Source organism: Reyranella sp. (assembly GCF_965249915.1).
In the GTDB taxonomy this organism is placed as follows: Bacteria; Pseudomonadota; Alphaproteobacteria; order Reyranellales; family Reyranellaceae; genus Reyranella.
Window position 1 is genome coordinate 1,733,961 of the sequence record NZ_OZ252257.1, and the last position, 14,920, is coordinate 1,748,880.

Annotated in this window: 15 protein-coding genes; 7 read left to right on the forward strand and 8 right to left on the reverse strand. The window is 65.3% G+C overall.

Annotated elements, in window-relative coordinates:
* The 7 genes from ACP15H_RS08720 to ACP15H_RS08750 form a co-directional block, all read right to left on the reverse strand.
* Positions 1–915 carry an HpcH/HpaI aldolase/citrate lyase family protein gene (locus tag ACP15H_RS08720; protein WP_422014219.1) on the reverse strand — a complete coding sequence of 305 codons (915 nt, stop codon included), beginning with the start codon at positions 913–915 and terminating at the stop codon, positions 1–3.
* A gap of 11 nt (positions 916–926) precedes the next feature.
* Positions 927–2,153, reverse strand: a complete 1,227-nt coding sequence (locus ACP15H_RS08725) for a CaiB/BaiF CoA transferase family protein (RefSeq protein ID WP_425065808.1) — start codon at positions 2,151–2,153, stop codon at positions 927–929.
* Positions 2,154–2,235: 82 nt separating this feature from the next.
* The gene (locus ACP15H_RS08730) at positions 2,236–2,730 is read right to left on the reverse strand and encodes a MaoC family dehydratase (protein WP_425065809.1); all 495 of its coding nucleotides are present in this window, start codon (positions 2,728–2,730) and stop codon (positions 2,236–2,238) included.
* The gene (locus tag ACP15H_RS08735) at positions 2,730–3,890 is read right to left on the reverse strand and encodes an acyl-CoA dehydrogenase family protein (RefSeq protein WP_298305424.1); all 1,161 of its coding nucleotides are present in this window, start codon (positions 3,888–3,890) and stop codon (positions 2,730–2,732) included. The genes ACP15H_RS08730 and ACP15H_RS08735 overlap by 1 nt, the downstream gene beginning before the upstream one ends.
* Positions 3,890–4,378, reverse strand: coding sequence for a MaoC family dehydratase (locus ACP15H_RS08740; RefSeq protein ID WP_298305426.1), 489 nt, complete (start codon positions 4,376–4,378; stop codon positions 3,890–3,892). Before ACP15H_RS08740 ends, ACP15H_RS08735 begins: the two co-directional genes overlap by 1 nt.
* A 47-nt stretch (positions 4,379–4,425) precedes the next feature.
* Positions 4,426–5,778: an MmgE/PrpD family protein gene (locus tag ACP15H_RS08745; protein WP_425065810.1), complete on the reverse strand. Its 1,353-nt coding sequence runs from the start codon at positions 5,776–5,778 to the stop codon at positions 4,426–4,428.
* A 292-nt stretch (positions 5,779–6,070) separates the two neighbouring features.
* A complete protein-coding gene (locus ACP15H_RS08750; RefSeq protein WP_425065811.1) occupies positions 6,071–6,676 on the reverse strand; it encodes a class I SAM-dependent methyltransferase in 606 nt (201 codons plus the stop codon).
* A gap of 126 nt (positions 6,677–6,802) precedes the next feature.
* On the opposite strand from ACP15H_RS08750, the gene ACP15H_RS08755 reads away from it, so the two are divergent.
* Genes ACP15H_RS08755 through ACP15H_RS08785 form a run of 7 tightly spaced genes read left to right on the forward strand, consistent with a single transcriptional unit; the run spans position 6,803 to position 14,286 of the window.
* A complete protein-coding gene (locus tag ACP15H_RS08755) occupies positions 6,803–7,798 on the forward strand; it encodes an ABC transporter substrate-binding protein (protein WP_425065812.1) in 996 nt (331 codons plus the stop codon).
* Positions 7,799–7,811: 13 nt separating this feature from the next.
* Entirely contained in the window at positions 7,812–9,545 is a 1,734-nt protein-coding gene (locus ACP15H_RS08760) for an ABC transporter permease (RefSeq protein WP_425065813.1), read from the forward strand.
* On the forward strand, positions 9,542–10,603 hold the full coding sequence (locus ACP15H_RS08765; protein ID WP_425065814.1) for an ABC transporter ATP-binding protein: 1,062 nt from the start codon (positions 9,542–9,544) through the stop codon (positions 10,601–10,603). The genes ACP15H_RS08760 and ACP15H_RS08765 overlap by 4 nt, the downstream gene beginning before the upstream one ends.
* A gap of 21 nt (positions 10,604–10,624) precedes the next feature.
* Positions 10,625–11,803 (forward strand): CaiB/BaiF CoA transferase family protein, encoded by a 1,179-nt coding sequence (locus ACP15H_RS08770; RefSeq protein WP_425065815.1) that lies wholly within the window; start codon positions 10,625–10,627, stop codon positions 11,801–11,803.
* A 2-nt stretch (positions 11,804–11,805) separates the two neighbouring features.
* Positions 11,806–12,600, forward strand: coding sequence for an enoyl-CoA hydratase (locus ACP15H_RS08775; protein ID WP_296329319.1), 795 nt, complete (start codon positions 11,806–11,808; stop codon positions 12,598–12,600).
* Positions 12,601–12,613: 13 nt separating this feature from the next.
* Positions 12,614–13,495, forward strand: a complete 882-nt coding sequence (locus ACP15H_RS08780; protein WP_425065816.1) for a phytanoyl-CoA dioxygenase family protein — start codon at positions 12,614–12,616, stop codon at positions 13,493–13,495.
* A complete protein-coding gene (locus tag ACP15H_RS08785) occupies positions 13,492–14,286 on the forward strand; it encodes a hypothetical protein (protein ID WP_425065817.1) in 795 nt (264 codons plus the stop codon). Before ACP15H_RS08780 ends, ACP15H_RS08785 begins: the two co-directional genes overlap by 4 nt.
* Positions 14,287–14,299: 13 nt before the next feature.
* On the opposite strand, the gene ACP15H_RS08790 is transcribed toward ACP15H_RS08785, so the two are convergent.
* Positions 14,300–14,899 carry an acyltransferase gene (locus ACP15H_RS08790; RefSeq protein WP_425065818.1) on the reverse strand — a complete coding sequence of 200 codons (600 nt, stop codon included), beginning with the start codon at positions 14,897–14,899 and terminating at the stop codon, positions 14,300–14,302.
* Between the last annotated feature and the right edge of the window lie 21 nt (positions 14,900–14,920).

Consider the following 14,920-nt stretch of genomic DNA (forward strand, 5'->3'; position numbering starts at 1 on the left):
CTACAGACCGTAGAGGTCGGCCTTGTTCAGGATCGTATTGCGCAGGATGCGGATCGAGGCGACGTCGACCATGATGCCGTCGACGTTGATCGCACCCAGGCCCGCGGCCTCCGCCTCGGCATAAGCCTTCTCGAGCTTGCGGGCGCGGGCGATGTCGTCGGGCTTGGGCGAGTAGACGTCGAGCGCGATGTCGATCTGCGAGGGATGGATGGCCCACTTGCCGACGCAGCCCAGGATCATCGAGCGCTTGCACTCCTCACGATAGGCATCGGGATTCTTGAAGTCGGCGAACGGGCCGTCGACCGGATCGATGCCGGCGGCGCGGCAGGCCATGATCAGCCGGAAGCGCGCATAGTGCCAGATGTCACCCGGGTAGCCGTCGGTCTCGCCGACATTCCTGTTGGTGACGCCCATCGAGGCCGAGAAATCGCCCATGCCGAACACCAGGCATTCGAGGCGCGGCGTGCAGGCGGCGATCGAATCGACGTTCTGCATGCCCTCGACTTCCTCGATCAGCGCCTCGAGGCCGATCTTGCGCTTCATCTTCAGCTTCTTCTCGATCTGATGGAGCAGCTTGTCGGCGAACAGCACGTCGGCGGCGGTCTGCACCTTGGTCATCATGATCGTGTCGAGATGCTCGCCGGCGCCCTCGACAATCTCGATGATGTCCTCGTAGGCGTACTCGGTCGTCAGGTCGTTGATGCGAACGCAGCGCGTCTTGCCCTTCCAGTTGAGCGTCTTCAGGCCCTCGATGATCTTCTTGCGGGCGTCGCGCTTCTGGCTGGGGGCGACGGCGTCCTCGAGGTCGAGGAAGACGTGATCGGCCTTCGACTCCGACGCCTTCTGGATCATCTTCTCGCTGGAGCCGGGGGTCGAGAGCTGGACGCGGCGGGCGCGCCTGGGACGGTCGGTCATCTATCTTCTCCTTAAGCTACGATCTTGTCGGCGCGCAGCCGGGCGATGTCGCCCGCGCCGAGCCCGATGGTCTTCAGATACTCGTCGGTATGTTCGCCCAGCAACGGCGCGCGATGGCGCACCTTGCCGGGAGTCTCGGTCATCTTCACGGCCACGCCCGCGATCTGGACTTCGTGGTCGAGGCCGGGATGCGGCACCCAGGGCAGCATGTCCCGCGCCTTGAAATGCGGATCGGCCACGATGTCCCGCACGTTGTAGACCGGCGAGAAGGGCACCTTGCCGCCGAAATGCTTCAGCAGCTCCTGCTTGGTGCGCTGGCGGGTGAAGTCGGAGACGGTGGCAATCAGCACGTCCTGGTTGGCGCGGCGGTCCTGAACGGTGATGAACCGCGGATCGTTGGCGAATTCCGGCCGGTCGATCAGCCGGCACAGGATCGGGAAGTGCGCGTCGGCATGGGCGGCGATCGTCACGAACCCGTCCTTGGCCGGGAACATGCCGAACGGGCAGAGCAGGGGATGATGATTGCCCTCGGGATGCGGCAGCGTCTGCGCGTACGAATGCTGGTGCATGATGCGCTCGCAGACCGCGAGGATCGCGTCGACCATGCCGACATCGACGAACTGGCCCCTGCCGGTCTTGTAGGCGCGCAGGATCGCCGAGACGATGCCGAAGGCGCAGGTGATCGCCGGAACGATGTCGCCGACCCCCGGCCCGACCTTCATCGGCGTGTCCTTGTCGGGGCCGGTGATGGCCATGATGCCACCCATCGCCTGGCTGATCACGTCGTAGGCCGGGAAGTCGGAGTAGGGGCTCTTGCCGGTACGGACGTCGCCGAAGCCGCGAATGGTGGCATAGACCAGCTTGGGGTTGCGCGCGTGCAGGGTCTCGTAGCTGAGGCCCAGGCGATCCATGACGCCGCCGCGGTAGTTCTCGACCACCGCATCGGCATTGTCGCAGAGCTTCAGGACCAGATCGCGGCCGGCCTCCGTCTTGAGGTCGATGGCGATCGACTTCTTGTTGCGGTTCACCGAGGCGAAGTAGCCGCCGAACGCCTTCAGCCTGTCGTCCGCGTGATAGGGCCCGATGATGCGGGTGTGATCGCCGTCGAGCGGCTCGACCTTGATCACCTCCGCGCCCTGGTCGGCCAGCAGCATCGTGCAGTAGGGGCCTGCCAGCATCTGCGTGAGGTCGACGATGCGGACACCGTCGAGTGCGCCCAGAACGGACGAATCGCTCATGGCTGGGGGCGCGCGACTCCAGTCGCGCGTCTTTCAGTGACACCAGCGAAGATCGCGCCACTGGAGGGACGCGCCCCCGGCATCACTTGTCTCCCCAGTGACTGCGGCGCTTGATCAGGACGGTGCGCTCGCCCTCGAAGATGTGCTTGTCGTCCTGGTTCACGCCGTAGTGCTTGAAGCGGACGATGCCGGCGTCGTCCTGCTTGGCGTCCTTCTTCTCGAGCACCTCGGTATAGCAATAGAGCGTATCGCCGTGATGGAGCGGGCCCTTGAGACGGATCTTGTCCATGCCGAGCTCCATCAGCGCGTTCTCCGCCGTGTCCTCGGCCGCGAGGCCGATGCACATGGAGATCGTGACGCCGCCGAAGCCCAGCCGCTGGCCGTAGGGCGTCGACTGGGTCAGGTGCTCGTTGAAGTGGGCCTCGGCCGTGTTCATGGTCACGTTGGTGATCCAGACCTGTTCCATCGGCTCCACGGTCTTGCCGCGGGCATGCTTCATCACGTCGCCGACGGTGAAGTCCTCGAAGTAATTGTGCGTGCCGGTGAGTGCGGAGACTTTGAGACTTGAAGCTGGCATCAGTTCCTCCCGCGGCCGAGCAGGCGGTCGGAGATGATGCGCTTCTGGATTTCCGAGGTGCCCTCGAAGATCTTGGTGAGGCGCGCATCGCGCCAGTGCCGCTCGACCGCATGGAGCGTGGTGTAGCCCGCGCCGCCATGGATCTGCAGGCCTTCGCTGCAGACCCGTTCGGCCATCTCCGAGGCAAACAGCTTGGCCATCGACGCTTCCTTGTCGCAGCGCTGGCCGGTGTCGATCTGCTCGCAGACGAAGTTGTTGAGCTGACGCGCCGCCTCGATCTGCGTGGCCATGTCGGCGATCTTGAAGCGGATCGCCTGGAACTCCGAGATCGACTGGCCGAACTGGCGGCGCTCGCCGGCGTAGCGGATCGAATCGTCGAGGGCGCCCTGGGCCAAACCGATGGCGCGGGCGGCGGTGTGGGCGCGGGCGGTCTCGAGACCGGCCGTCGCATAGTAGAAGGCCTGGCCTTCGTCGCCGATCATGTCCTCGGCCTTGACCCGGCAATTGTCGAACGCGAGTTCCCAGGTCTTCCAGCCGAAATAGCCGATCTTGGGAATGGGCGAGCCGCTGCAGCCCGGCATCAGCTCGCCGCGCTTCTTCTCGACGAAGAACATCGACAGGCCGAGATGCCGCTTGCCCGGAGGCGCTTCGGACGTGCGCGCGATGATGATCATGAAGTCGGCGCCGTCGGCGAAGGTGCACCAGTACTTGTTGCCGCTGATCAGATAGCTGTCGCCGTCCTTCTTGGCGCGGCAGGAGATGTTGGAGATGTCCGACCCCGCGTTGGGTTCCGACATCGAGAAGGCGCCGAGGAACTCACCCTTGGCCATGCGCGGCAGGTAACGCCGGCGCTGTTCCTCGCTCATCTTGTGCGAGCCGATCAGCAGGTTGCCGCGGGCGATGATCGAGGCGACGCTCATCCAGCCGCGCGAGAGTTCTTCGGTGACGAGGCAGTATTCCGAGCAGCCGAGGCCCAGGCCGCCGTATTCCTCGGGGATCAGGATGCCGAAATAGCCGAGCTCGGCCATCTTGTCCCGCAGGTCCATCGGGATGTCGCCCTTTTCGGGGTCGAGCTTGTTGGCGACCGGCAGCACTTCGTTCAGCGTGAACTCGCGCGCCTGCTCCTGGATCATGCGGCGCTCTTCGGTGAGGAAAGGCATTAGTTGGAATTCCTGAGACGGACGAGGTTGGTGCGCTTGAAGTCGATGACGAGCTCTTCGCGCTGGTTGAAGCCCTTGCTGTGCCACGTGACGATGCCGAACCCCTTGTGGGAGTCCGAGACACGGCGGTCGAGCACGACCGATTCCGCGCGCAGCGAATCGCTGGGATAGACGGGCTGGTGATAGGTGAGTTCGTTGACGCCGAGGAACGGGCCACCGCCCTCGCTGAGATCCTCGACCGTGAGGCCGAACACCGTCGTGAAGACGAGCAGGGGATTGGCCACGATGCCGGGATGGCCGTGGGCCTGGGCGTAGGCGGCGTTGTAGTAGTGCGGATTGAAGTGCAAGGTCAGCGTCGTGAACAGCGTGCTCTCCGACTCGGTGATCGTGCGGCCCCAATGGTGCCGGAACACGCGGCCGACTTCGAAATCCTCATAGCGGTTACCCTTGGGCACCAGCCGGGCGCGGGCCCTGAAATCCTCTGTCATTCCTACTCCTGTTTACGCCTCTCGCCCTGACGGGGAGAGCAATATGACTAATTCTTCGCCGACGCACGCACCAGTTCACCCACGTCGGTGAGGCTGTCGATGCGCTCGATCGCATCGTGCAGTCGACGCGCTCCCGCCGCGCCGAGCAACGGCGTCACGAGGCTGTCGAATTTGGTTTCGATCGCTTGGCGCTGCTTCTCGAGATTGGCCCAGGGAATGCCGGAATCGTGCGTCACCTCGATGGTCGTCCCATCGTCGAGCTGGATCGCCATTTCGGCCAGCGAATGCGCCCAGTGCGGCTGGAACTCGATCGCCATCTTGTCGCGCAACGCCTTGATGCGCGGCTCCTGGGTCACGGCCTCGTTGTAGGAATCGAGGTTGGCGGTATCGACGCCGGTCAGGGCCATCGCCACGGTCTGGCGCAGCGAGAACTTGGCTTCGAGCCCGGTCGTCGGGTTGGGGATGTTGCAGACCTTGTCGGCGCCTGAGTCGATCCTGAGCAGGATCTTCTGCACCCGCTCGGGCGGGAAATTGTTCTTTTGCCGGATTTCCTTGGCGCATTCGATGGGTGCGTGCGTCAGGTAACAGGCGGCGTGGTACTTGAAGAGATTGTTGCGCAGATGCCAGCCCGAGGGCGGCTCGCCGAGCGCGGCTTCGGCGTTCAGGTGGTCGCTCTGCGAGGAGGCAAAGCCCTGGTCGCACTCCAGCGAGTCGCCGCGGGCGGTGAAGCGCCTGGCCGCCAGGCGCGCGGCGCGCAGCCCGTGCTCGGAAGCGGTGCCGGCATGCAGCGGCTTGCACATGGTGCCGAAGTTCGACTTGAGGCCGGCGGCCTGGGTGGCGGCGATGCCGAAGGCCACGGCAAGTTGCTCGTCGTTCAGACCGAGCATGCGGCCGGCGGCGGCGGCGGCCGAGAAGGAGCCGACGGTGCCGGTGACGTGGAAACCCTTCTGGTAATGGCTGGGCGAAACGAGCCGGCCGACGCGGCCGGAGGTCTCGTAGCCCGCGACGAAGCTTTCGATGAACAGTCGGCCCGAGGCCTTCGTCTGTTCGCCGAGTGCCAGCAGGGCGGGGACGACGGTGACGGTGGGATGGCCGCCCATCGAGAAGTTCACGTCGTCATAGTCGAGGGCGTGACTGGCCGCGCCGTTGATCAGGGCGGCGGTCGAGGGCAGCACGGTCTCGGAGCGGCCGACGAGAGTCGCGGGACCCTTGGCGCCATCCTCCAGCGCCTCGGCGATCAAGATGCTGGTCAGCTCCTCCTGTGCACCGGCCACGGTGACGGCGAACCAGTCGAGCAGGCACTGCTTGGTGCGCTCGACCAGATCGTCCGGCAGGTCCTGCCAGGCAAGGGCGGCGGCGCGCTTGGCGATTTCGGCCGTGACCGCAACGACGGCTGCCATGTTTTCCTCCTGAATTTTATGGCGCAAGTGTCGGCCACCAGCCGCCATCTTGTCCACCATTCGGGCTTTCGCTCATCGATATGGCCCAGACACAACAAAGCCGCCCGGAGGCGGCTTTGTGCCGACTATCGGTGACCCCGTTACCGGCAGCACCAAGCCATTGCAGGAACGATCCTGGTGGCGGCAACTGCTGAGATCGCCGGCGTCGTGATGGTGTAGTTCACAGGATCACCTCCTTTCGATGTTGATGGGAGGTCGAGCGTCGCACGGGGCGGGCGAGCCGTAAAGCCGCCTATGGTTTCCTCGCGACGATATGGAAGATGTGCCAGTGCTTGGCATTGCCACGCGGCGTGACCCCGTCGGCTTCCTCTTCCTCGAACAGCTCGAGGTCCAGTCCCTGGAGCAAGGCGAGCGCCTCGTCGCGCGAAAGGAAGGTCATGCCAGGTCGTTCGACCCAGCTGTCGCGCGGGCCGTACCACTGGCCCGAGAAGCGCCCGCCGGCGGGAAGGGCTTCGCGAATGCGCTCCCAGGTTCGGTGAAAGGCCTCGGGCTCGCAGAGGGGCATGGCAAAGCTCGAATTGACGAGATGGACGCCGAGCGGGATCGGCACTTCTTCGAGCCGCGCGTTGACGGGCGTGAGGTCGCTGCCGTCGGGCAGGGGACGCGCCTGCAACTGGCGCAGCGCCTCGGGCTCTGCATCGACGGCAACGACGCGCCAGCCGCGGCGCAGCTCCTCGATCACGTCGCGACCATCGCCGCAGCCGAGATCGATGACGAGGGCGTCAGAAGGTGGATCGCCGAACGCATCGAGCGCGGCGAGCAGTGTCTTGCGCGGCGGGCGGTCGCGAAGTTGCTGATAGTACGCGGCCCAGCCGGCCGACCGATCGCTTTCCGTCATGCGCGTTCTCTTGGCCTCCCGCGCTTGTCGTGTGGCGCGTCGTGTGATCGTATCGCAACTCAATAATTAATGAATCAATGTTCCGGGAGGGAATTCATGAAGAGGTTGGGAAGCCTTGTCTTGGCCATGGCCGTGGCCCTTGCGTTTCTGCCACTCGCCGCACGCGCGGACCTGAACGCGCTGACCGAAGCGGCCAAGAAGGAAGGCGAGCTCACCTGGTACGTGGCCCACTACACGTCCGAAGGGGCGGAGGATCTGGGTCGCGGATTCACCGAGATGTATGGCATCAAGGTCAACGTCGTGCGCACGACGGCGCAGGTCGCCTATCAGCGACTGCTGCAGGACATCAAGAACAACCAGACCAATTGCGATGTCTTCTCGTCGACCGACCTCGGTCACTATGCCCGGCTGAAGTCGGAAGGCCGTTTCGACAAGTACGTGCCGGAGAACATGTCGAAGATCTCTCCGGTCTTCCAGAATTTCGATCCCGACGGCTTCTTTCAGACGACGGCGGCCGGCATGGTCGTCATCACCTACAACACCAGCAAGGTGAAAGCCGAGGACGCCCCGCAGAAGTGGGAGGACCTGCTCGACATCAAGTGGAAGGGCAAGGTCTCGACCGGACATCCGGGCTTCTCCGGCTATGTCGGCACCTGGGTGCTCTCGATGAAGAAGCTCTACGGCTGGCAGTATTTCGACAAGCTCGAGAAGAACAAGCCGCAGATCGGCCGCTCGATCAACGACACGGTGACGGCGTTGAATTCGGGCGAACGCCAGGTTGCGGCGGGCTCGGACGGCTCGACCCTGTTCAGCGCGTCGCGCGGCAATCCGCTGGCGGTGGTCTATCCCTCCGACGGATCGGTCCTGATCATCTCGCCCTCGGCGATCATGAAGGGAACCAAGCATCCGAACGCCGCCAAGCTCTTCATGGAGTATCTCTACACGATCGAGGCGGCGAAGATCAGCGCCAAGCACTTCCTGATCCCGCTGCGTCCCGAAGTGCCGTCGCCTCCGGGCGCCAAGCCGATCAGCGAGATCAAGGTGATCCGCCCGACCGTCCAGGAAGTCGACAAGGGCATTCCGGAAGTGATCGAGCAGTGGCGCGACACGTTCGGCAACTGACCCGCGCCTGAGCATGTCGGTAACGGCTCCGGCGATCGATACGATGCCGGTGCGCCCCGTGCGCACCAGCCGGTTCGATTCGTCCTGGCTTCTGTGGATCGCGATCATCGCGGTCCTCCTGTTCCTGGTGGTGAGCCCGTTCGTCTATCTGGTCATCACCAGTTTCCAGGCGGAGCGCACCGGCGAGTTCACCTTCGCGAACTACGCGACGGCCTACGGCCGGGCGCGCTACGTCGAAGCGCTGGTCAATTCGCTGAAGCTCGGCGCCGTCTCCGCGCTGCTGGCCGGTGTCTTCGCCGTGCCGCTGGCCTGGGCGGTCGCGCGCACCAACATGCCGGGCCGCGGCCTCACGCGCATGCTGGTGCTGGCGACCTTTATCACGCCGCCCTACACCGGCGCCGTCGCCTGGATTCTGCTGGCCGGCCCGAACGCAGGCTGGCTGAACCGCTTCTACATGATGGCCACGGGCGCCGAGGCGGGGCCGTTCAACATCTACAGTTTCACCGGCCTCGCCGTCGTCATCGCGCTCTATTCGTTCCCCTACATCTTCATCTTCACCACCGCCGCGCTCGAACTCGTATCGTCCGAGATGGAGGACGCCGCCAACATCCTGGGCGCGGGACCGTGGCGGACCATGCGCAAGGTCACGCTGCCCCTGGCGCTCCCGGCGATCCTGGGTGGCCTGATCATCTGCTTCCTGGAAGCGATCGCGCTGTTCGGCTCGCCGGCCTTGATTGCGATCCCGGCACGCTTCAACGTCGTCACGACCCAGCTCTTCCAGTTCTTCGGCAACCCGGTCCGGGTGGAGGTCGCGGCGGCCTATGCCATGCCGCTGCTCGGGGTCACGATCCTGCTGGTGCTGGTCCAGCGCCTGATCGTGCGCCGCAAGGGCTTCGTGGCGTTGACCGGCAAGGGCGGCGAGCGCCGGCCGATCCTGCTGGGACGCTGGCGCTGGGTGGTGTTCGGCTACGCCATGTTCGTGGCCACCCTGGCGGTATTCCTGCCCTACATCTTCCTGATCCAGTCGGCCTTCGCCAAGGCCTGGGGCCGCGGTTTCCTGCTCGACAACATCACCATCGCGAACTTCCGCTTCATCCTGTTCGAGCACGCGACGGCCGCGCAGTCGATCATCAACAGCTTCGTCTATGCCGGCATCAGCGCCACGGTCGCGGTGTTCCTGACCCTGGGCGTCGCCTACATCGTGGCCCGGCGGCTGATCCCGTTCGGCGGCGTGCTGGGCTTCCTGTGCGTGGCTCCGTTCGTGATCCCCGGTGTCGTCCTGGCGATCGGCTTCTATGCGGCCTACGCGCCGCCGCCGCTGGCGCTCTACGGCACGGCGCTGATCATGATCCTGGCCTTCACCACGCGCTTCCTGCCAGTGGGCTACGTCAATGCCAGCGCCGCCATCAACAGCCTCAACCCCGAGATGGAGGAGGCGGTCCGTGTGCTGGGTGGCAGCCGTCTGACGGCATTACGTCGCGTTGTGGCGCCGTTGCTCAAGCGCAACATGATGGGCGCGTGGCTGCTGATCTTCATCCCGGCGACGCGCGAGCTGTCGGCGGCGATCTTCCTGTACGGGCCGAACACCAAGGTGGCATCGGTCATGATCTTCGATATGAGCGAGGAGGGGAACTTCGAACGCCTTGCCGCGCTCGCTCTGGTCCTGCAGATCCTCACCCTGCCGCTCCTCTGGGTCGGCCAGAAGGCCCTGGGCCGCGATTTCATGCTGAGGCGTACCGCGACATGAGCAAGCTTGTTTTGAAGAATGTCGCCAAGCGCTACGGCGCGTTCGAGGCGGTGGCCGATTTCTCCCTGGAGCTCGCGAAGGGAGAATTCGTGTCGCTGCTCGGTCCGTCGGGCTGCGGCAAGACCACCACCTTGCGCATGATCGCGGGCTTCATGCCGCCGAGCGGCGGCAGCATCGAGATGGACGGCAAGCAGATTTCCTCCGCCTCGGGCGTCGTGCCGCCCGAGCATCGACGCATGTCGATGATCTTCCAGAGCTACGCCATCTGGCCGAACATGACGGTGGGCGAGAATGTCGGCTTCGGCCTGCAGGTCCGGAAGCTGCCGCGCGCCGAGATCGACCGGCGGGTCGACAAGATCCTGGACGTGGTCCAGATGCGGAACCTCAAGGGCCGCTATCCCGCCGAACTGTCGGGTGGCCAGCAGCAGAGGGTCGCATTGGCCCGCGCCATCGTCGTGGAGCCCGAAGTGCTGCTGCTCGACGAGCCGCTGTCCAACCTCGACGCCAACCTGCGCGAGGAGATGCGCTTCGAGATCCGCCGCCTCCACGACGAGTTCAAGATCACGACGGTCTACGTCACCCACGACCAGTCGGAGGCGATGGTGACGTCGGACCGCATCGTCGTGATGAACAAGGGCAAGGTCGAGCAGATCGATGCGCCGCATGTGCTCTACGGGCGTCCCAGGAGCCGTTTCGTGGCCGGGTTCATCGGTCGCACGAACTTCGTCGAGGGCACCTTGCAGGGCGCCGAGGTGCGCTTCGACGGCTTCGGCGCGCCGGCCGCGGCGCTGGAGGGCGCGACCGGCGGCGGGAAGCTCCTCTATTCGTTGCGCCCGCAGGCGATCGGCCTTTCCAGCGAGAAGCCGGGTGGCCCGGGCCTTGCCATCGAGGCCGAGATCGTCGACCGCTCCTATCTCGGCGAATACTGGGACTATCAGGTCCGTCCGCAGGGCGGCACGAAGCCGTTGCGCGTTTCGACCGCACCGACCACGGTTTTCGAGGTCGGCAGCCGCGTCTGGCTGGAGATCGCGCCGTCCGCCATGGTACGGGTAGAGTAGTTCCAAACGTAGAGTGAGAGCATGACCGCAGGACCGCTAGCCCGTTTCAAAGTCCTCGACCTGACGCGCGTGCGCGCCGGTCCGACGGCCGTGCGCTACCTCGCCGACTGGGGCGCCGATTGCATCAAGGTCGAGATGCCGCCGTCCGCCGGCGAGATGGACATGGGCGGCCCGCGCCACGGGCCCGACTTCCAGAACCTGCATCGCAACAAGCGGTCGATCACCCTCAATCTCAAGGAGCCGGACGGCAAGGCCGTCTTCATGAAGCTGGTCGAGCAGGCCGACGTGGTGGTCGAGAACTATCGCGCCGACGTGAAATTCCGCCTCGGCATCGACTATGAGAGCCTGAAGAAGGTGAACCCGCGAATCGTCCTGGGATCGATCTCGGGCTTCGGTCAGGACGGTCCCTATGCCGAGCGCGCCGGCTTCGACCAGATCGCCCAGGGCATGGGCGGCCTGATGATGGTGACCGGCAATCCGGGCGAAGGCCCGATGCGCGCCGGCATCGCGGTGGCCGACGTGGGCGCGGGGCTGCACTGCGCCATCGGCATCCTGATCGCGCTGCTGGAGCGCGAGACCTCGGGGCAGGGCCAGTGGGTGTCGAGCTCGCTCCTGCAGGCCATGATTTCGATGTGCGATTTCCAGGCCGCGCGCTGGACCATGTCCAAGGAAGTGCCCGGCCAGGCCGGCAACAACCACCCGACCTCGATTCCGACCGGCGTCTTCAAGACCAAGGACGGCTACATCAACATCGCGGCCTCGGGCGGTCACATCTACAGGCGGTTCTGCGAGGCTGTGAATTCGCCGGAACTCTACACCGACGAGCGTTTCAGCACCGACAAGGGACGCGCCAAGAACCGTGACGCGCTGAACGACGAGATCAACAAGCGGGTTGCGCAATACAGCAGCGCCGACCTCGTCGAGAAACTGAACAAGGCGGGCGTCCCCGCCGGCCCGATCTACAAGATGGACGAGATGTTCGCCGATCCGCAGGTCAAGCACCTGAAGATGGCCCATCCCGTGCATTCGCCCAAGCTGGGCGACATCGAGCTGATCGGCCAGGCGATCACCATGAGCCGCACGCCCTTCGAGATGAAGACGGCGACTCCGGAGCAGGGCGAGCACACCGACGGCGTGCTGAAGGAGGCCGGGTTCGACGACGCGGCCATCGCCGACTTCCGCAAGCGGGGCGTGATCTGAGCATGATCAGCCCGACGCCGAACATGATCGCGGAGAAGGTGGGACCGGTCGGCCGGCTCGTCTTCAACAAGCCACAGAAACACAACGCCACCTCGACCGACATGTGGGAGGCGATCCCGGTGATTCTCGACGAGTTCGAGAAGGACCCGGCGATCCGCGTCGTGGTGGTGACAGGGGCGGGCGACAAGGCCTTCGTGTCGGGCGCCGACATCTCGGAGTTCGAGAAGGCCCGCAACACGCCCGAGCAGGTCGCCTACTACGACAAGATCGGCGAGGAGGCCAACCGGCGCCTTCACCGGTGCTCCAAGCCGACGATCGCCCGCATCCGCGGCTATTGCATCGGCGGCGGGCTGGCGGTGTCGCTGCTCTGCGACATCCGCATCGCCTCGGAGAACAGCCGCTTCGGCGTGCCGGCGGCCCGGCTCGGACTCGGCTATCGTGCCAGCGGGCTGAAGATCCTGACCGACCTCGTGGGCCCGTCCCACGCCAAGGAGATCTTCTTCACCGCCCGGCACTTCAATGCCCAGGAAGCCTTCGGCATGGGGCTGGTCACGCGCGTCGTGCCCGACGCCGAGCTCGATTCCTACGTCGACAATTACTGCCGCATGATCGGCGAGAATGCGCCGCTCACCATGCATGCCGCCAAGCGCACCATCGAGGAGCTGACGCGTCTCGACGGCGAGCCGGACTTCGCCCGCCTCAACGGGCTGGTGAAGCAGTGCTTCGATTCGGAAGACTATGTCGAGGGCCGCACGGCCTTCATGGAGAAGCGTAAACCGGTGTTCAAGGGACGCTGAACGGGAGACGGCGATGACGGCGCTGACACAGGAGCAACGCGACGCGTTCTGGCGCGACGGGTATCTCATGGTGGAGGACGCCGTCACGCCGGCCCAGCTCGCCGCCCTGAAGGCCGAGATCGAGGGCTGGGTCGAGCAGAGCCGGGCCCACGCCGCGCCGTTCGGGCCGCCGACGGTCGACGGCCGTCCACGGTTCGACATGGGCGCCGAGCACAGTGCGGAAAAGCCGGCCCTGCGACGGATCAACAATCCGTCCGACATCTCCGACGCCTATCGCGAGGTCATGCTCGACGCCCGCACGGTCGACATGGTGGCGGAGCTGATCGGGCCGGACGTGAAGTTCCACCACTGCAAGATCAACCTGAAGCTCCCCGGCGCGCGGACCGAAGTCAGCTACCATCAGGATTTCGCCTACACGCCGCATACCAACGACGACATCGTGACGGCGCTGCTGTTCCTCGACGACATCGACGAGAGCAACGGCTGTCTCACCGTCGTGCCCGGCTCGCACAAGGGACCGGTCCTGTCGCTGTTCGACGGCGAGCGCTTCATCGGCGCGGTCGCTGCCGACGAGGAGAAGAGGGCGCTTGGCCAGTCGATCCCCTGCCTGGGCAAGGCCGGCAGCGTCTGCCTGATGCACACGCGCCTGCTGCACGGCTCGGCCGCCAACGGGGCCGACACGTCGCGCGGCCTCTACATCTGCGTCTATACGGCCGCCGACGCGGTGCCGATCGCGCGCAACCCGATGCCCAGCCTGAACGAAGGCCGCATCGTGCGGGGCAACGAGGCGCGCTTTGCCCGTCTCAAGGAAGGTCTGGTCGAATTGCCGAAGCAGCCGAAAACGGCATCCTTCTTCACCGTCATCGGACAGGAATCGAAGCAGGCGGCCGAGTGAGCGATCCCCTTCCAGCGATTACGGAGGCCGCTGCCACCGGCGAGATCGCCGATCTCTTTGCCGACATCCGGACGACCGTGGGCGTGCGCGTGGTCAACCTCGTGTGGCGCCATCTCGCGACCATGGAGGGCGCGCTGCCCTGGGCCTGGGCCGCCGTGAAGCCGCTCTATCTGAAGGGGCTGCCGGACGCCGCCATGGCGGCCTTCCACCGGACGATGGACATCCCGAAGCTGGCCTCGCTGGCCGGCGACGAGCCTGCCAGCGTCGATGCCGTGCTGGCCAGCTACGACCATTCCAACACGATCAACCTGTTTGCCCTGGGTGCCCTGCGCGCCTGGCTGAACGGCGGGGTCGATCGCGCCGGCACGATCGCGGCAGGCCCGCGCAAGGCGGCGCCCGACCTCGCTCTGCCCAGGCTCGCCTCCGAGGAGGACGTCGCCCCCGAGACCTGGGCGCTGGTCCTGCGCCTCAACAAATTCGGCGACGAGCCGACCCCGTTGATCCTGGCCAGCATGTACCGCCATCTGGCGCATGCGCCGGCGTTCCTTCAGCGCGTCGAGGCCGCACTGGCCCCGGTCGCGGCCGACGGCACCCTGCGCAAGGCGATCCTCGACAACCGCCGGACGGCCGCCGCTCTCTCGGCCGACATCGCCCGGGCGATCTCGGCCGAGAGCCCGGCACACGCCAGCGAGATCGAGAAGGCCGTCGGTCTGTTTGTCGACCACGCCATCGGCAAGATGGTCACGATCTGCCGCGCGATCCGCGTGGCACGGACGAGGGGCGAGCCATGAAGGGCCGTCCGTTCTAAAGCAGCTTGTGATTCCAGGTCACGCCGGACCGGATGACTCTTGCGGGATTGCCGACCGCCAGTGAATTCGGCGGAACGTGACCCGTCACGATACTGCCCGCGCCAACAATGGACCCGGCCTCGATATGGGAGCCCTTCAGGATCATGGCCCGTTGGCCTATCCAGACATGCTCTCCGATGGCGACATCCCGCGCCGGGTTCACGCGCTTTCCGCTGGCGACATCAACGATGGAATGCATGTCGCTTACGGTGACATCGGTTTCGGCAGCAATCAGGCAGTCGGGGCCAATCTCTATTCGTCCAGCTTCGTGAAGCATCAATCGCACTCGTCCGGTGAATCCGGCGTGGCGGCCAATGGTGACGTGCGCTCTCTTCGCGGCATGAACGAAGAGCGACGCGAGAACGCACCGGGCTCCAATGAGGACCGTGCAGTCCGAGCCGAGGGTGATGCGCAGATCGCGCGCCGTTACGCCTGGCCCAATAGCGAGATGGTTGCCATTTCCGCGTACCGTGATCGTGCCGTTGAGGAGCCCATCGTCCTTTGCGGAATAGGAGATGAGGTTGGCGGTGCCCTCGTTGACGATGTTGAGACTCATCTGGCGATCCCGCGTCGGCCT